General features: G+C 70.6%; 19 protein-coding genes. 18 read left to right on the forward strand and 1 reads right to left on the reverse strand.

Annotated features, from left to right (window positions below; genetic code table 11):
• Window positions 1-8: 8 nt before the first annotated feature.
• The 10 genes from ACI7BZ_RS03900 (at window position 9) to ACI7BZ_RS03945 (ending at window position 10,370) form a co-directional block, all read left to right on the forward strand.
• Window positions 9-881, forward strand: coding sequence for a [NiFe]-hydrogenase assembly chaperone HybE (locus ACI7BZ_RS03900; RefSeq protein WP_414115883.1), 873 nt, complete (start codon window positions 9-11; stop codon window positions 879-881).
• On the forward strand, window positions 878-1,888 hold the full coding sequence (locus tag ACI7BZ_RS03905; protein ID WP_414115884.1) for a nickel-dependent hydrogenase large subunit: 1,011 nt from the start codon (window positions 878-880) through the stop codon (window positions 1,886-1,888). Before ACI7BZ_RS03900 ends, ACI7BZ_RS03905 begins: the two co-directional genes overlap by 4 nt.
• Window positions 1,881-2,222 carry a hydrogenase maturation nickel metallochaperone HypA gene (gene hypA, locus ACI7BZ_RS03910; RefSeq protein WP_414115885.1) on the forward strand — a complete coding sequence of 114 codons (342 nt, stop codon included), beginning with the start codon at window positions 1,881-1,883 and terminating at the stop codon, window positions 2,220-2,222. Before ACI7BZ_RS03905 ends, hypA begins: the two co-directional genes overlap by 8 nt.
• Window positions 2,222-3,226 (forward strand): hydrogenase nickel incorporation protein HypB, encoded by a 1,005-nt coding sequence (gene hypB / locus ACI7BZ_RS03915; protein WP_414115886.1) that lies wholly within the window; start codon window positions 2,222-2,224, stop codon window positions 3,224-3,226. Before hypA ends, hypB begins: the two co-directional genes overlap by 1 nt.
• Window positions 3,223-4,701, forward strand: a complete 1,479-nt coding sequence (locus ACI7BZ_RS03920) for a sigma-54-dependent transcriptional regulator (RefSeq protein ID WP_414115887.1) — start codon at window positions 3,223-3,225, stop codon at window positions 4,699-4,701. Before hypB ends, ACI7BZ_RS03920 begins: the two co-directional genes overlap by 4 nt.
• Window positions 4,702-4,733: 32 nt before the next feature.
• Window positions 4,734-5,033: a HypC/HybG/HupF family hydrogenase formation chaperone gene (locus tag ACI7BZ_RS03925; protein ID WP_414115888.1), complete on the forward strand. Its 300-nt coding sequence runs from the start codon at window positions 4,734-4,736 to the stop codon at window positions 5,031-5,033.
• 11 nt (window positions 5,034-5,044) lie between these two features.
• A complete protein-coding gene (hypD, locus tag ACI7BZ_RS03930; RefSeq protein WP_414115889.1) occupies window positions 5,045-6,169 on the forward strand; it encodes a hydrogenase formation protein HypD in 1,125 nt (374 codons plus the stop codon).
• Complete coding sequence (gene hypE / locus ACI7BZ_RS03935) at window positions 6,166-7,236, forward strand: hydrogenase expression/formation protein HypE (RefSeq protein WP_414115890.1); 1,071 nt, start codon at window positions 6,166-6,168, stop codon at window positions 7,234-7,236. Before hypD ends, hypE begins: the two co-directional genes overlap by 4 nt.
• 26 nt (window positions 7,237-7,262) lie before the next feature.
• Entirely contained in the window at window positions 7,263-7,862 is a 600-nt protein-coding gene (locus ACI7BZ_RS03940; RefSeq protein WP_414115891.1) for a HupE/UreJ family protein, read from the forward strand.
• 144 nt (window positions 7,863-8,006) lie between these two features.
• Window positions 8,007-10,370: a Tex family protein gene (locus ACI7BZ_RS03945; protein ID WP_414115892.1), complete on the forward strand. Its 2,364-nt coding sequence runs from the start codon at window positions 8,007-8,009 to the stop codon at window positions 10,368-10,370.
• A 230-nt stretch (window positions 10,371-10,600) separates the two neighbouring features.
• On the opposite strand, the gene ACI7BZ_RS03950 is transcribed toward ACI7BZ_RS03945, so the two are convergent.
• Window positions 10,601-10,900, reverse strand: coding sequence for a hypothetical protein (locus tag ACI7BZ_RS03950; protein WP_414115893.1), 300 nt, complete (start codon window positions 10,898-10,900; stop codon window positions 10,601-10,603).
• Between the two features lie 371 nt (window positions 10,901-11,271).
• Here ACI7BZ_RS03950 and ACI7BZ_RS03955 point away from each other — a divergent pair, with 371 nt between their 5' ends.
• From ACI7BZ_RS03955 to ACI7BZ_RS03990, 8 genes are all read left to right on the forward strand, one after another.
• The gene (locus tag ACI7BZ_RS03955; RefSeq protein ID WP_414115894.1) at window positions 11,272-11,715 is read left to right on the forward strand and encodes a host attachment protein; all 444 of its coding nucleotides are present in this window, start codon (window positions 11,272-11,274) and stop codon (window positions 11,713-11,715) included.
• Window positions 11,716-11,921: 206 nt separating this feature from the next.
• Complete coding sequence (locus ACI7BZ_RS03960) at window positions 11,922-12,428, forward strand: TspO/MBR family protein (protein WP_414115895.1); 507 nt, start codon at window positions 11,922-11,924, stop codon at window positions 12,426-12,428.
• 36 nt (window positions 12,429-12,464) lie between these two features.
• Window positions 12,465-12,659 (forward strand): twin transmembrane helix small protein, encoded by a 195-nt coding sequence (locus tag ACI7BZ_RS03965; RefSeq protein ID WP_414115896.1) that lies wholly within the window; start codon window positions 12,465-12,467, stop codon window positions 12,657-12,659.
• Between the two features lie 31 nt (window positions 12,660-12,690).
• The gene (locus ACI7BZ_RS03970; protein ID WP_414115897.1) at window positions 12,691-13,269 is read left to right on the forward strand and encodes a cob(I)yrinic acid a,c-diamide adenosyltransferase; all 579 of its coding nucleotides are present in this window, start codon (window positions 12,691-12,693) and stop codon (window positions 13,267-13,269) included.
• 192 nt (window positions 13,270-13,461) lie between these two features.
• Window positions 13,462-14,193, forward strand: a complete 732-nt coding sequence (locus tag ACI7BZ_RS03975; protein ID WP_414115898.1) for a rhomboid family intramembrane serine protease — start codon at window positions 13,462-13,464, stop codon at window positions 14,191-14,193.
• Between the two features lie 132 nt (window positions 14,194-14,325).
• Window positions 14,326-15,075, forward strand: a complete 750-nt coding sequence (locus ACI7BZ_RS03980; protein ID WP_414115899.1) for an electron transfer flavoprotein subunit beta/FixA family protein — start codon at window positions 14,326-14,328, stop codon at window positions 15,073-15,075.
• Window positions 15,075-16,019, forward strand: a complete 945-nt coding sequence (locus ACI7BZ_RS03985) for an electron transfer flavoprotein subunit alpha/FixB family protein (RefSeq protein WP_414115900.1) — start codon at window positions 15,075-15,077, stop codon at window positions 16,017-16,019. Before ACI7BZ_RS03980 ends, ACI7BZ_RS03985 begins: the two co-directional genes overlap by 1 nt.
• An 87-nt stretch (window positions 16,020-16,106) precedes the next feature.
• Window positions 16,107-16,988 (forward strand): 3-hydroxybutyryl-CoA dehydrogenase, encoded by an 882-nt coding sequence (locus ACI7BZ_RS03990; protein WP_414115901.1) that lies wholly within the window; start codon window positions 16,107-16,109, stop codon window positions 16,986-16,988.
• Window positions 16,989-17,017: the final 29 nt, after the last annotated feature.

A 17,017-nucleotide genomic window follows, 5' to 3' on the forward strand; every position in this document is an offset into this window, starting at 1 on the left:
GGGGCGCCATGAGTGATCCGCGCGCCTTCTTCGAAGGCTCCTATCTGGGCGACAAGGCCCGCCTGTCTCCCGCCGCACGGCTGGAATGCAAGGTGTGCTGGCACGTCTACGACCCGGCGGAGGGCTGCGAGACGTGGCAGATTCCGCCCGGCACGCCCTTCAACGCTTTGCCCGACCATTGGCGCTGCCCGGTCTGCGACGGCGCGCGCGACCAGTTCATGGTGCTGGACGGCGGCGCGCCCCACCTGCCGGCCGTGGCCGCCCCGCCGCCCCCCGACCCCCACCTCGACGCCACGCTGCGCGAGATGCCCGGCCGGTTCGAGGCGGTGTTCCGCGAGATCCATGCGGCCAAGATGAAGGGGGTGCCCTTCGTCAACGAGACGCTGGGGGTGAAGGCGGTGGGCTTTCGCGCTCATGAGGGCCGGGCCCTGGGCGTGCTGGTGACGCCATGGTTCATGAATTTGGTGCTGCTGCCCGGCGCGGGCGACGACTGGTCGGCCTTGCGCACCGGCGACAGGGAACTGATCGAATTCCCCTCGGGCAGCTACGAATTCCTCGCCGCCACACGGCCGGAAACCGGCCCCTACAAGGCCTGCTCCCTGTTCTCGCCCATGTTCGATTTCTCCTCCATGCTGCAGGCGGTGGAAACGGCGCAGGCGGTGCTGCCGGCCCTGCTCGATCCCGCCAATCGGGAGGACGGCACCCGCACCGGCGAGATCCGCCGCCGGGCCGAGGCCCGGCTGGAGGCGGAGGCGGAAGCGCAGAGGCAAGCGGCCGAAGGCGCGCCGGCGCTGCCCCCACACGCCGCCCCGGCGGAGGTTTCACGCCGGGCCATGATCTTCGGCCCTCGCGGCGAAGCCGCCGGAAGCGAGGGCGCATGAGCGCGGCGGGCCACCTCCTGCGCCTCGCCGTCACCCTTGATGCCGGGGGCGAAGGCGGCGCATGGCGGATCACGCGCGAGCGGGGCGCGGACCCGGCGCAGGTCCTGGTGGGCCGCACCCCGCAGGACGCGGCGCGGCTGGTGCCGCTGGTGTTCAATCTGTGCGGTGCCGCCCATGGCCTAGCCGCGGCCGCCGCCCTCGGCCTGCCGCAACCGGCAGATCCCGCCGCCATGGCGCGGGAGACGGTGCGCGACCATGCCCTTGCCATCCTCCATCACTGGCCGGCGGCCCTCGGCGAGGCGCCCGACCGGGACACTCTGGGGCTGCTGGCGCGACCGGGCGGGGATGCCGGCCTGACGGCGGCGCTGGTGGGGGATGCCCGCGCGCTCGCAGCCTTCTCCCCCGCAGAGCTGGAGGCATGGCTCCGCGCTGCGCCAACCCCCACCGCCCGCCGCCTCGCCCAAATCCGCCGCTTCGACCCGGCAGAAGGGCGCGCCGCCCTGGCCGAGCTGACCGAAGCGGATGTGGCCTGCGCCCTGCAGGCCGCAGCCGCGCCGAACCCGCAGCCGGCCGACCCCTTGCGCGAGACCGGCGCCCTCGGGCGCACCGCGGACACTCCCCTGCTCGCCGCGCTGATGGCCGCCGAAGGGCGCAGCCTGTTCGTGCGCCTCCTCGCCCGCCTGGTGGATTGCCTCGCCGCCCTTGCCGCCGCTGCCCGTGCTCCCGCCGCGCCGCAATGGCCGCAGAGCCCGCCCAGCCTCGGCCTCGCGCCGGCCGCCCGCGGGCTGCTGGGCCATGCCGCGCGGGTGGAGGACGGACGCGTCGCCGCCTACCGCATCCTCTCCCCCAGCGCCTGGAACCTGGCGCCGGGCGGGCTGCTGGAGCGGGCCTTCGCCGCGCTCTCCCCCGGCCCGCTGGGGCGGCGGCTGGCGCCGCTCCTGGTGAGCGCCATCAATCCCTGCGTGCCCGTCGTCCTCGCCCCGGCCCGGGAGGCGGCCCATGCATGAGATGGCGGTGTGCGAGAGCCTGCTCAGCGCCATGGAAGAGGCGGCGAAGGCGCAGAATTTCTCCCGCGTCACCCGCGTGCGCCTCGCCATCGGCCGCTTCGCCGGCATCGAGGTGGAGGCGCTGCGCTTCGGCTTCGACGTGGTGATGCGCGGCTCCCTGGCCGAAGGCGCGGAACTGGTGGTGCTGGAGGAAGACGGCACCGCCTGGTGCTTCGACTGCAGCGAGACCGTGCCGCTCGCTCACCGCCTCGCCCCCTGCCCCGGATGCGGCGGGGAACGCCTCGTGCCCAATGGCGGCACGGAGATGAAGATCAAGGACCTGGAGGTCATGTGATGTGCACGGTCTGCGGCTGCAGCGGCGACGGCGCCACCATTTCCGACCCGGCGGGAGCGCCGGCCCACGCTCACACCCATACCCATGCCGACGGCACCACCCACAGCCATGCGCACGGGCACGGGGAAGGGCACGGGCACGGGCACGGGCACGGGCACGAGCATGACCACGGCCACGGCCATACCCACAGCCATGCCCACGACCACGCGCCGCACGACCACGCCGGCACGCTGGACTATGGTGCCGGCCCCGCCCGCGCCCATGCGCCGGGCCTTTCCCAGGCGCGCATGGTGGAGATCGAGACCTCCATCCTGGCCAAGAACGACGATTATGCCGGCCGCAACCGCGCCCGGCTGGATGCCGCCGGCATCCTGGCGCTGAACCTCCTGTCCGGCCCCGGCGCCGGCAAGACCTCGCTGCTGGTGGAGACGCTGAAGGCGCTTTCCGGCCGGCTGCCCTGCGCCGTCATCGAGGGCGACCAGCAGACCGACAACGACGCCGCGCGCATCCGCGCCGTGGGCACCCCGGCGGTGCAGATCAACACCGGCAAGGGCTGCCACCTGGACGCCCACATGGTGGGCCATGCGCTGGAAAAGCTGCCCCTGCCCCCCGGCGGCCTCCTCTTCATCGAGAATGTGGGCAACCTCGTCTGCCCCGCCGCCTTCGACCTTGGGGAAACCCGGCGCGTCACCCTCATCTCCATGGCCGAGGGCGACGACAAGCCGCTGAAATATCCCGACATCTTCGAGGGCGCCGACCTCGTGCTCATCACCAAGGCGGACCTTGCGCCGCATGTGGATGCGGACATGGCAAGGCTGGAAGCCAACATCCGGCGCATCAATCCGAAGGCGGAGATCCTCGCCACCTCGTCGCGCGGCGACATCGGCCTTGCCCGATGGATCGGCTGGCTCGAAGCCGCCCGCGCCACCCGCCTGAACGAGCTGGCCGCCGCGCGCGAGGCGCAAGCCGCCGCCCTTCGCGCCGCCGCCGGGGCCGCGCGATGAACCGCCGCCCCGCCATCCTCGTGGTGGACGACGAGCCGCGCTCGGTGGAGGTCATCGCCCGCGTGCTGGACGAGGAATTCGACGTCTTCACCGCCCTCAATGCGGAGGAGGCGCGGCGCCATCTGGAGCACGAATGGATCCAGGTGGTGTTCTGCGACCAAAGAATGCCGCAGACCTCCGGCGTCGCCCTGCTCACCGAGGTGCGCGAGCGCTGGCCGGACATCCTGCGCATCATCGTCACCGGCTACACCGAGCCGGAAGACATGATCGGCGCCATCAACGAGGCCGGCATCTACCAGTTCATCCCCAAGCCCTGGCACCCGGACCAGCTGCTGCTGGCGGCGCGCAACGCCGCCCACCTGTTCCAGCTGCAGCGCGACCATGAGCGGCTGAACCTGGAAATGAAGCTCACCACCACCACCGCCGAGGCCCGGCTGGGCGCGCTGGAAGCGCGGGTGAAGCAGAATTTCCACTTCGACACCCTCATCCGCGCTCCCGGCAGCGTGCTCAGCGCGGTGTGCACCCGCGCCGCGCAGGTGGCGACCTTCGACGTGCCCGTGCTCATCCATGGCGAGACGGGAACCGGCAAGGAACTGCTGGCCCGCGCCATCCATTATTCGAGCCTGAGGTCCGACCGCCCCTTCTTCGCGGTGAATTGCGGGGCGATCCCGGACGAGTTGCTGGAATCCGAATTGTTCGGCCACAAGAAGGGCGCCTTCACCGGCGCCCACGTCACCCGCATCGGCCTGCTCGACCAGGCGGACGGCGGCACCATCTTCCTGGACGAGATCGGCGACGTCTCCCCCGCCTTCCAGGTGAAGCTGCTGCGCTTCCTGCAGGAGGGCGAGATCCGCCCGGTGGGCTCCAACGAATCCAAGCGGGTCAATGTGCGGGTGCTGGCCGCCACCCATCGCGACCTTTATGGCGAGGTGGGGCGCGGGCGGTTCCGCGAGGACCTCTATTACCGCCTGTGCGCCATGGTGCTGACCCTGCCGGCCCTGCGCGAGCGCCGGCCCGACATTCCGGTGCTGGCCCAGAGCATCCTCGATGCGCTCTGCACCCAGCACGGCAAGCGCGCCAAGGGCTACACCGAGGAGGCCCTTTCCTGCATGCGGGCCTATGACTGGCCCGGCAACGTGCGCGAGCTGCAGAACGAGGTGACGCGCATGCTGGTGCTGGCCGAACGCGACATGCTTTCCGCCGACCTGCTCTCGCCCCACGTGGTGCGCGCCGCGGCGGCCGAGACCCGCGCCCCGGAAAGCCGTGCACCGGAGGCCATCGCCCTGCCGGACGGCGGCCCCCTGAAGGACCGCATCGAGCGCATGGAGGCCACCATCCTCACTGAAACCCTGGTGCGCTGCCGCTGGAACAAGAGCCGTGCCGCGGAGGAGCTGGGCCTCTCCCGCGTGGGGCTGCGCGCCAAGCTCGACCGCTACGGGATTTCCCGCGGCGGCGCCTTCGGCCAGTCCCACTGACGCCAACGAACGCAAGAAGAAGGAGCCACCCCATGTGCCTCGGCATTCCCGGACAGATCGTCGCCGTCGCCGACGAGGAGGCCATGCTCTGCGTGGTGGACGTCTCCGGCGTGCGCCGCACGGTGGACGTGGTGTGCGTCGCCGCGCCCGGCGCGCCCCTGGCGGACCTGGTAGGCGCCTGGGTGCTGGTGCACGTGGGCTTCGCCATGAGCCGCATCGACGAGGAAGAGGCCGCCGCCACCCTCAAGGTGCTCACCGAGATCGGCGAGGCGGCCGCCGAGATGGACGCGCTCACCACCGGCAGCGTCGAGCTGCTCGCCACCCCGCGCTGAGGAGACCGCACATGCGCTATGTGGACGAATTCCGCGATCCGGCCCTGGCCGCCGCGCTGGTGAAGGAGATCGGCGCCATCGCCGCCCGCCTGGAGCGGGGACGGGACCGCCCCTTCGCCATCATGGAAGTGTGCGGCGGGCACACCCACGCCATCTTCCGCTACGGGCTGGAGGGCCTGCTGCCCGACCTGGTGGAGTTCGTGCACGGGCCCGGCTGCCCGGTATGCGTATTGCCCATGGGGCGGGTGGACGATTGCGTGGCCATCGCCGAGCGCCCGGAGGTGATCTTCACCACCTTCGGCGATGCCATGCGCGTGCCGGGCTCCCGCAAGAGCCTGCTCCAGGCCAAGGCCGAGGGGGCGGACGTGCGCATGGTCTATTCGCCTTTGGATGCGCTGGCGCTGGCGCGCCGCAACCCCGACCGCGAGGTGGTGTTCTTCGGCCTCGGCTTCGAGACCACCATGCCCTCCACGGCCCTGACCGTGCAGCGGGCGGCACGCGAGGGGGTGGCGAACTTCTCCCTGTTCTGCAACCACATCACCATCATCCCCACCCTGCGCGCACTGCTGGAGCAGCCGGATTTCGGCATCGACGGCTTCATCGGGCCGGGGCATGTCTCCATGGTGATCGGCACGGCGCCCTACCGCTTCATCGCCGAGGAGTTCGGCCGGCCCCTCGTGGTCTCCGGCTTCGAGCCCATCGACCTGCTGCAATCGCTCCTCATGGTGCTGCAGCAGATCGAGGAGGGCCGCGCCCGCATCGAGAACCAATATGCCCGCGTGGTGCCGGAATTCGGCAATCCGGCGGCGCTGAAGGCGGTGCAGGAGGTGTATGAGCCGCGCGAGACGTTCGAATGGCGCGGCCTCGGCTCCATCGCCGGCTCGGGGGTGCGGCTCACCGCGCCTTATGCGGCCTTCGATGCGGAACGGCGCTTCGCGGTGCCGGACATCAAGGTGGCGGACCCCTCCTCCTGCCGCTGCGGCGAGGTGCTCACGGGGGCGGTGAAGCCCTGGGCCTGCCCGGAATTCGGCAAGGGCTGCACCCCCGAGACGCCGCTGGGCGCGCTCATGGTCTCCTCGGAAGGTTCTTGCGCGGCTTACTATCAATATGGCGGAATACGGGGCGAGGCCGCATGACCATACCTTTCGCCACCCCTGCCGCCGGCCGCCGCCGGCCCTTGACCCACAAGACCGTCACCCTCGCCCATGGCGGCGGCGGCAGCGCCATGCGCGACCTGATCGACGACGTGTTCCTCTCCGCCTTCTCCGGCGCGGAGCGCGCCGCGCCGGAGGACCAGGCGCGCTTTGATCTCGCCGCCCTGATGGCCCATGGCGACCGCCTCGCCTTCACCACCGACGGTTTCGTGGTGGACCCCCTGTTCTTCCCCGGCGGCGACATCGGCAAGCTGGCCGTGTGCGGCACGGTGAACGACCTTGCGGTGGGCGGGGCGCGGCCCGTGGCCCTCTCCTGCGCCGTCATCATCGAGGAAGGGCTGCCCGTGGAGACGCTGCGCCGGGTGGCGGCCTCCATGGCGCAGACGGCGCGGGAAGCGGGCGTCGTACTCTCGACCGGCGACACCAAGGTGGTGGCGCGGGGCGCCTGCGACAAGCTGTTCGTCACCACCACCGGCATCGGCGTGGTGCGCACCGGCCTCGACGTGGGCATCACCCGCGCGCAGCCGGGCGACGTGGTGCTGGTGAACGGCCTTCTCGGCGACCATGGCGCCGCCATCCTCAATGCCCGCGGCGACCTTGCCCTCGACACCCTGATCGAGAGCGACTGCGCCCCCCTCAACGGCCTCATCGACGCGCTGATCGCGGCCGCCCCCGGCATCCGCATGATGCGCGACGCCACCCGCGGCGGCATCGCCGCGGTGGTGAACGAACTGGCGGAGGCCAGCGGCGTGGGTGTGCGGCTCGATGAGCTTTCCCTGCCCATGCGGCCGCAGGTGATGGGCTTCTGCGAGATCCTTGGCCTCGACCCGCTTTACCTCGCCAACGAGGGCAAGATCCTTGCGGTGGTGCCCCGCGCGGAGGCGGGCGCCGCCCTTGCCGCGTTGCGCGCCCATCCCCTCGGCGGGGATGCGGCGATCATCGGCGAGGTCACATCCGAACGGCCCGGCCGGGTCGTCATGCGTACGCGCTTCGGGGGTGAGCGCATCGTCGACATGCTCGTCGGCGACCAACTGCCCCGCATCTGCTGAAACCGTCCAACCCTGGGGAGTCCTTCATGCATCGCACAGCCCGCACGGCCATCGCCGCTGCCGCCCTCACCCTCCTGCCGCAGCTGGCGTTCGCCCATACGGGCGTCGGCGACGTGCATGGCTTCAGCCACGGCTTCGCCCATCCTCTGGGCGGCCTCGACCACCTGCTAGCCATGGTCACGGTGGGCATCTTCGCCTACCAGCTGGGCGGGCGCGCCATCTGGGCGGTGCCGGTCACCTTCGTCGCCCTCATGGCGGTGGGCGGCGCGCTGGGCATTTCCGGCGTGGACGTCCCGTTCGTGGAGCTGGGGATCGCCCTCTCCGTGGTGGTCCTCGGCCTCGTGGTGGCCTTCGGCGTGAAGGCGCCGCTGGCAGTGGCCATGGCGCTGGTGGGCTTCTTCGCCATCTTCCACGGCCATGCCCATGGCGAGGAGATGCCGGCGGATGCCTCGGGCCTCGCCTATGGCCTCGGCTTCATGCTGGCCACCGGCCTGCTGCACCTGGCCGGCATCGGCCTCGGAATGGCCATCGGCCGCTTCGGCGAGGCCTATGGCAGCCGCTATGTGCGCGGGGCCGGCGCGGCGGTGGCGGTGGCCGGCGTCGGCATTCTCGCCGGGCTCATCTGAGGCACGGGCGGCCCCGCATCGCCGGCGCACGCCCGGCGGTGCGGGACCGGCACCGGCGGTGGCCCGTTCCGCCAGCGCCACCCCCGGCGTGACAGCGCCACACTCCTCCGCTATGGCCGTGCGCCCGAGACCGAAGGAGCACAAATGGCCACCACCGCGCACGGCAACGGCGAGATGATCGCCCGGATCATCGCCGCCGAGATCAACGCCCGCCCGGCTCAGGTGAGCGCCGCCGTCGCCCTCATCGACGAAGGCGCCACGGTTCCCTTCATCGCCCGCTACCGCAAGGAGGTGACGGGCGGCCTCGACGACACCCAGCTGCGCACGCTGGAAGAGCGCCTGTCCTACCTGCGCGAGCTGGAAAGCCGCCGCGCCAGCGTGCTTGCCTCCATCGCCGGCCAGGGCAAGCTTTCCGACGAGCTGAAGGGCAAGATCGAGGCGGCCACCACCAAGGCCGAGCTGGAAGACCTCTACCTCCCCTTTAAACCCAAGCGCCGCACCAAGGCGGAGATCGCCCGCGAAAAGGGGCTCGGGCCTCTTGCAGAAGCAATCCTGGCGGACCGCAGCATCGCCCCGGCCGAGCGCGCGGCCGCCTTCCTCACCGAGCAGGTGGCGGACATCAAGGCGGCGCTGGACGGCGCCCGCGATATCCTGGTGGAAACCTTCGCCGAGAATGCGGAGCTGGTGGGCCGGCTGCGCGCCCACATGAAGGCCAGCGCCGTGCTGAAGGCGAAGATGGCCGAGGGCAAGGAGGAGGCCGGCGCCAAGTTCCGCGACTATTTCGACCATCAGGAAAAGTGGGCCACCGCCCCCAGCCACCGCGTGCTCGCCATGCTGCGCGGGCGCAACGAGGAAATGCTGACCCTCGACCTGGTGGTGGACGAGGACGCCACCACCCCGGTGAAGCCGGCCGAGCGCATCGTCGCCGAGGCCTACGCCATTCCGCTGGCGGGCGGCGCGCCGGCCGACGGCTTCCTTTTGGAGGTGGCGCGCTGGGCGTGGCGGGTGAAGCTCTCGCTCCACCTCACCGTGGAATTGATGGGCGAGATGCGCGAGCGTGCCGAAGAGGAGGCCATCCGCGTCTTCGCCCGCAACCTCAAGGATCTTCTGCTCGCCGCCCCGGCCGGCTCGCGCGCCACCATGGGGCTTGATCCCGGCATCCGCACCGGCGTGAAGGTGGCGGTGGTGGACGGCACCGGAAAGCTCATTGCCACCTCCACCATCTATCCGTTCCAGCCGCGCAACGACGTGCAGGGGGCGAGCGCGGAGCTGGCCAGCCTCATCCGCCGGCACAATGTGGAGCTGATCGCCATCGGCAACGGCACCGCCAGCCGGGAAACCGACAAGCTGGTGGCGGACCTGCTCGCCATGCTGCCGCCGCCGCACCCCATCAAGGTGGTGGTGAGCGAGGCCGGCGCCTCGGTCTATTCCGCCTCCGCCACGGCGGCGGCGGAGATGCCGGACATCGACGTTTCGATCCGCGGCGCGGTCTCCATCGCCCGCCGCCTGCAGGACCCGCTGGCGGAGCTGGTGAAGATCGAGCCCAAGGCCATCGGCGTGGGCCAGTACCAGCACGACGTGGACCAGGCGCGCCTGGCGAAGGCCCTCGACGCGGTGGTGGAGGATGCGGTGAACGCGGTGGGCGTGGACCTCAACACCGCCTCCGCCTCCCTGCTGGCCCGCGTGTCCGGCCTCGGCGCCTCGCTGGCGGAGGCCATCGTCGCCCATCGCAATTCGGTGGGTGCGTTCAAGACCCGCAAGGAGCTTCTGAAGGTCGCCCGCCTCGGCCCGCGCACCTTCGAGCTTGCCGCCGGCTTCCTGCGCATCCCCAACGGGGCCGAGCCGCTGGATGCCTCGGCGGTGCACCCGGAGGCCTATGACGTCGCCAAGAAGATCGTTTCCGCCTGCGGGCGGGATGTGCGGGCGCTGATGGGCGACACGGCGGCGCTCAAGGCGGTGGACCCGCGCGCCTTCGTGGACGAGCGGTTCGGCCTGCCCACGGTGCGCGACATCCTCAGCGAGCTGGAGAAGCCCGGCCGCGATCCGCGCCCCGCCTTCAAGACCGCCACCTTCGCGGAGGGCGTCCACGAGATGAGCGACCTCAAGCCCGGCATGGTGCTGGAGGGCACGGTGACCAATGTGGCCGCCTTCGGCGCGTTCGTGGACATCGGCGTCCACCAGGACGGGCTGGTGCATGTCTCGGCGCTGGCCGACCGCTTCGTGAAGGACCCCCACGAGGTGGTCAAGGCCGGCGATGTGGTGAAGGTGCGCGTGGTGGAGGTGGATGTGAAGCGCAAGCGCATCGCCCTGTCCATGCGCAAGGACGATGCCGGCGGGCGTCCGTCCGGTGGGTCGCAGGAGGCGCGCGCGAACACGCCGCGTTCGGACCAGCCGCGCCAGAGCGAGGGACGCGACGCCCGCCGCGGCCCGGCGCAGAAGGAGAAGCCGGGCGCCCAGGGCGCATTCGGCGCGGCGCTGGCGGAGGCGTTCAAGCGCAAGGGGCAGTAGCGGGGCGGCGACGCAAGAGGCCGGAGAAGCAGGTGGCGGGTGGCGGGGGCCGAACGCACTTCCCGCCCCGGCGCCGGCGGCTGTCGCCATCGGCCCGGTCCGGGACGGGGCTGCTCGGGACGAAACCGCGCAATGGCGCGCAGGCCGGAACGGCGGGCGCGGCCTGCATCTTCAGGCGGAAGGCGGATTCACCGGGCGGAATGCGATCCGCCCGGGCTGCGTCCTCGCGCTCAGCGCCCGGCGGTGATGCGGGCGAAGCGGGGCACCAGGCGGGTGAGGCGGATGCGGTGGCCGGCCGGGGGCTCGTCCTTGTCGCTCATCAGCATCACGGCAAAGCCCATCTGTACGCTGCCGAAGGTGAGGCCGAGGGCGAAGGTGAGCACCGCCAGCGCCAGCATCCCGTCCGCCGAGGTGGCGAACAAGGTGCCGAGCCGCGCCACGTCGAACGCCACCAGCAGGCCCACGAACACCGCGGCCACGCCAACGCCGATGGCGGCATGCCGCACCAGGAACTTGACGAGAAATGGCATTGCGAGGCCTCCTCTCCCACCGGGGTGCCCCGCGGGCACCTGGCGCGCGGCAGGGTCCGCGCCCGGAAATCGCTGAAATTGAATGCTGTCATGCCTGCCGGCCCGCCGCAATCGCGCGCCACGGTGCATACGGTCGCAGGCGGGCAACCCCGGGCGCGTTGACCCGCATCAAGGCGACCCGGCGGCGGGGGGCCATGCTGATAAGAATATCCGTCGCGCCGCGCCCCGCGGCCGGCGCCCACCAGAGCACGCGCCGATCAGCTTGCAACGCAAGCTGATCGGATAACGCGTTCTCTATCCTTAAGTGAGAGCGCGATTCACCGATCAAATTGAGTCCATTTGATCGGATCGCGCTCTAGGGAGGCATTCGGATGACGAAGCTCGAAAAGGCGCGGCGGCTGGTTCTGGTGTGCGATGGTGCGAAGGCGCTTCTGTTCGCCGATGGCGGCATTGCGCCGGCGCCCCGGCTGAGCGTGCTGGAAACCCTCACCGAACCACATCCCGGCACCGCCGCCCTCGGCACGGATCGTCCCGGCCGGGTGCATGAATCCGCCAGCACCGCGCGCAGCGCCGTGGAGCAGCCGGACCTGCATGCGGCGGCGGAAGCCGCCTTCCTCGCCCGCGTGGCCGGCCGCCTCGGTGCCCTGGCGGGAGAAGGGCAGATCGGCGCCATTCTCATCGTCGCCCCGCCCAAGGCCCTCGGCACCCTGCGCGAGGCCCTCAGCCCGCAGGTGAAGGCCTTGGTGAGCGGCGAGATCGCCAAGGATCTGGTGAAGCTGCCGGTGGACGAGATCGAGCGCCACATCGCCGCGTGAGCGGCCGACGGCTCGACCCGCAGCGGATTGAAACTCCTCGATTTTGTTGCGCCGGACACAGCGTTGGGCGGCCCGGCCGCCGCCCCCGCAATTGCGTCGTCGCCCTTGACTTCGATCAGACTCGCCTGGGCGGCAGCCGTGCGATCCAGAGCGGCACCCCCGCCCTATAAGGGAGGCGAAGCGTCCCCCCCCCGCCGGAGTGCTGCATGACCAGGACCCTCCCCCGGCCCCTTTCCCCCTGCGCCGTGTCGCGGCTGCGGCTTCTGGGCTGCCTGGCGCTGGTGGCCCTTGTCGCGGTGCTCGGCAGCATGGTCACCGCCCCGGCCATCGCCGGCTGGTACCAGAACCTGGCCAAGCCGGCCTGGACCCCGCCCAATGCGGCCTTTCCCGTCGCCTGGACCGTGCTCTACCTGCTCATGGCGGTAGCGCTGTGGCGGCTGTGGGACCGCGCGCCCCCCGGGCCGGCGCGCCGGCGCGCCATCGCGCTGTTCCTCGCCCAGCTCCTGCTCAATGCGGCGTGGTCGCCGGTCTTCTTCGGCCTCCATGCCATCATCGCCGGCCTTGCGGTCATCCTGGCGCTGGTGGCGGTGCTGGCGGCGGCGGTTATGGCCGCCTTCCGCGCGGACCGGATCGCCGGCGCGCTGCTGGTGCCCTATCTTGCCTGGGTGTGCTACGCCTCCACCCTCAACGCGGCGATCGCCATCCTGAACTGAAGCGGAACGCCAAGCCCGCTTCCCCGCAGGTGCCCCATGGTCCACTGGTCGGTCTATCTCTTCATCCCGCTGGCCCTCGCCCTCGTGGCGGGCGTGCTGCTGCTGGGGCTGTTCAATTTCGCCGCCGGCGGCTCGCCCCAGCGCTCCCAGCGGCTGATGCAGCTGCGCGTGCTGTTCCAGTTCCTCGCCCTCATCCTGGTGATGGTGACGATCTACGCCATGGGACGGTAGGATAAGGCAGCGATGGAGAGAGCTGCGCACCATGGTTAAGCTGAACAAGATCTACACCCGCACCGGCGACGACGGCACCACCGGCCTTGGCACCGGCGCCCGGGTGGCGAAATACGACCTGCGCGTGGAGGCCTACGGCGCGGTGGACGAGACCAACGCCGTCATCGGCGTCGCCCGCCTGCATCTGCAGGGCGATCCGGCGCTGGATGGAATGCTCAAGCGGGTGCAGAACGACCTCTTCGACCTCGGCGCCGACCTGTGCGTGCCGCCGGCACCGGGGGAGGCAGAGGGCGCCGCCCTGCGCATCGTGCCGGCCCAGGTGGCCCGGCTGGAAGCGGACATCGACACGCTGAATGCCGGGCTTTCCCCCCTCACCTCCTTCATCCTGCCGGCCGGCACCGCGGCGGCGGCCCACCTGCACCTCGCCCGCACCGTGTGCCGGCGGGCGGAACGCATCATGGTGGCCCTGTCGCACCAGGCGGACGGCATGGTGGGCGCCCCCGCCATCCATTATGTGAACCGGCTGTCCGACCTGCTGTTCGTCGCCGGCCGCCATGCCAATGCCCGCGGCGCCGACGACGTGCTCTGGGTGCCCGGCGCGAGCCGGTAGCGCGCCGGCACGGTTGGTTCTGCAGCCGGACCTGCCCACGGGGACGCGCCGCGCTGCAGGGAACGCGTTCTCCATCCTGGATCTGGAGGGCGATTCACCGATCAAACTGATTCAATTTGATCGGATCGCGCTCTAAGCTCGCGCCGGACGGGGGTGCGGGTGCCTCGCCTTCCGCAACATGCGGTGAACAACATGTTCGTCCCCATCGCCGACGCCAATCCGCTCGAACATGTGGTGCGCCCCTATGTCACCTGGGCGCTGCTGGCGCTGAACGTGTTCGTCTTCGTGGCGCTGCAGCACGGGGCGTTCGGCGAGGTGAGCGAAGCGGGGGTGCTCGCCTATGGCGCCATTCCCGCCGTGGTGACGGGCGAGGCGGTGCTGCCCGAGGGCTACGAGCGCCTGCCCGCGGCGCTCACGCTGCTCACCTACATGTTCCTGCACGGCGGCTGGCTGCACCTCATCGGCAACATGGCCTTCCTCTGGGTGTTCGCCGACAATGTGGAGGACGCCATGGGCCATGTGCGCTTCCTGGCCTTCTACCTGCTGTGCGGCGTGGTGGCGGGCGCGGCGCACATCGTCGCGGACCCCGGCTCGGAAGTGCCGCTGGTGGGCGCCTCCGGGGCGGTGGCGGGGGTGATCGCCGCCTATCTCATGCTGCATCCCAACATCCGCCTGTGGGCGCTGGTGTTCATGAAGATCCCGCTGCGGGTGCCGGCGGTGTGGGTCATCGGCGCCTGGTTCGCCCTTCAGGTGTGGCAGATCCTCGCCGCCGACGACCAGGACACGGCGTGGTGGGCCCATATCGGCGGCTTTGTCTGCGGCGCCCTGCTCGTCACCGTCATGCGCCGCCCCGGGGTCGCGCTGCTGGATCGCGATCCCTCGGGGGTGCCGAGCCGGCCGGCACCGGGCAAGAGCGAGCGTTGACACGCTTTCGGCCCCCTCCTACGTTGCCGCCCCGCAAGAAATGCTGCATCGCAGGGAACAGGCGGACGTCATGGCGACAGGCGGGATTTTTCGACCGCCGGTCGCATTTTCGGGAACGGGGAGCACGCCTCTATGAAGATCCTGGTGCCCGTTAAGCGGGTGGTGGATTACAACGTTAAGGTCCGGGTCAAGTCGGACGGGTCGGGCGTGGAGCTCGCCAACGTCAAGATGTCCATGAACCCGTTCGACGAGATCGCGGTGGAAGAGGCGCTGCGCCTCAAGGAAGCCGGCAAGGCGACGGAAGTGGTGGCGGTGTCCATCGGCCCGGCCCAGGCCTCCGAGACCCTGCGCACGGCGCTGGCCATGGGTGCCGACCGCGGCATCCTGGTGAAGGTGGACGGCGTGGTGGAGCCGCTGGCGGTGGCCAAGATCCTCAAGGGCGTGGTGGGCGAGGAAGCCCCCGGCCTCGTCATCCTCGGCAAGCAGGCCATCGACGACGACAGCAACCAGACCGGCCAGATGCTGGCGGCGCTGCTGGGCTGGCCGCAGGGTACGTTCGCCTCGAAGGTCACCATCGAGGACGGCGGCGTGGCGGTCACCCGCGAGATCGACGGCGGCCTGCAGACCGTGAAGCTCACCGGCCCGGCCATCGTCACCACCGACCTGCGCCTCAACGAGCCGCGCTACGCCTCGCTGCCCAACATCATGAAGGCCAAGAAGAAGCCCATCGCCGAGAAGACCCCGGCGGACTACGGCGTCGATGTCGCCCCGCGCCTCCAGGTGCTGGGCACCGCGGAGCCGGCCGGCCGCAAGGCGGGCGTGAAGGTGGGCTCGGTGGCCGAGCTGGTGGCGAAGCTCAAGGACGAGGCGGGGGTGATCTGATGGCTGTGCTGCTCGTTGCCGAACACGACAATTCGGCCCTCAACGGCGTCACCGCCAAGGCGCTCACCGCCGCCGCCGCCATGGGCGGCCCGGTGCATGTGCTCGTGGCCGGCCAGAATGCCGCAGGCGTCGTGGAAGCCGCGGCCAGGCTCTCCGGCGTGGAGAAGGTGCTCGTCGCCGACGACGCGCTCTATGCCCACCGCCTCGCCGAGCCCCTGGCGGCGCTCATCGTGGCGCTGGCGCCCGGCTACGACGCCATCGTCGGCCCCTCCACCGCCATGGTGAAGAACGTGCTGCCGCGGGTGGCGGCCCTGCTCGACGTGATGCAGGTGTCCGACATCATCAAGGTGGTGGCCCCCGACACGTTCGAGCGGCCCATCTATGCCGGCAATGCCGTGCAGACGGTGAAGGCCACCGACGCCAAGAAGGTGGTGACCGTGCGCACCGCCTCCTTCGCCGCCACCGGCGAGGGCGGCGCGGCGGCGGTGGAGAGCGTGTCGGCGGCCGGCGACCCCGGCGTCTCCACCTTCGTCGAGGAAAGCATCGCCGCCTCGGACCGTCCCGAGCTGACGGCGGCCAAGATCATCGTGTCGGGCGGCCGCGCGGTGGGCTCGCGGGAGAAGTTCGCCGAGCTCATCGAGCCCCTGGCCGACGCGCTGGGCGCGGCGGTGGGCGCCTCGCGGGCGGCGGTGGACGCGGGCTACGCTCCCAACGACTGGCAGGTGGGCCAGACCGGCAAGGTGGTGGCCCCCGAGCTGTATATTGCGCTGGGTATCTCCGGCGCCATCCAGCACCTCGCCGGCATGAAGGACTCCAAGGTCATCGTCGCCGTCAACAAGGACGAGGAGGCCCCCATCTTCCAGGTGGCCGACTACGGGATTGTGGGCGACATCAACACGGTCATCCCCGAACTGAAGGCGGAAATCGCCAAGCTGAAGGGATAAGCGTAGAAGAACGCGGCCGGGTCCCCCCGGCCGCGGCCAGAAGGGCGCCGGCTCTTCCGCCCGGCATCAAGGCGAAACGAGAGAATCATGCCGCTCGAGATCAAGAAGGTCGGGGTCATCGGCGCTGGCCAGATGGGCAACGGCATCGCCCACGTCTGCGCGCTCGCCGGCTATGACGTGGCGCTCCACGACGCGGATGCCGACCGCATCCGCTCCGGCATCGCAACCATCAACGGCAACATGGCCAAGCAGGTGTCCAAGGGCACCGTGAGCGAGGCCGACCGCCAGGGCGCGCTGACCCGCATCGCCGTGGCCGAGAAGGTGGACGATCTTTCCGATTGCGACCTCGTGATCGAATCCGCCACCGAGCGGGAAGAGGTCAAACGCAAGATCTTCGCCGGCCTGTGCGCCGTGGTGAAGCCGGAGGCGATGCTCGCGTCCAACACCTCCTCCATCTCCATCACCCGCCTCGCCGCCTCCACGGACCGGCCGGAGCGCTTCATCGGCATTCACTTCATGAATCCGGTGCCGCTGATGGAGCTGGTGGAGCTGGTGCGCGGCATCGCCACCGACGACGACACCTTCGAAAGCTCGAAGCAGTTCGTCACCCGCCTGCACAAGACCTATGCGGTGGCCGAGGACTTCCCGGCCTTCATCGTCAACCGCATCCTCCTGCCCATGATCAACGAGGCCATCTACACGCTGTATGAAGGCGTGGGTTCGGTGGACTCCATTGATCGGGCCATGAAGCTGGGCGCCAACCATCCCATGGGCCCGCTGCAGCTGGCCGATTTCATCGGCCTCGACACCTGCCTTGCGGTGATGCAGGTGCTGCACGAGGGGCTGGCGGATTCCAAGTATCGCCCGTGCCCGCTGCTGGTGAAATATGTCGAGGCCGGCTGGCTGGGCCGCAAGACCCAGCGCGGCTTCTACGATTATCGCGGCGAGAAGCCGGTTCCCACCCGCTGATCGCGCGGCCGGCTGCGGCCGGCCCGCAC

This window comes from Xanthobacter sp. AM11 (genome assembly GCF_047444035.1).
Taxonomy (GTDB): Bacteria; Pseudomonadota; Alphaproteobacteria; order Rhizobiales; family Xanthobacteraceae; genus Xanthobacter.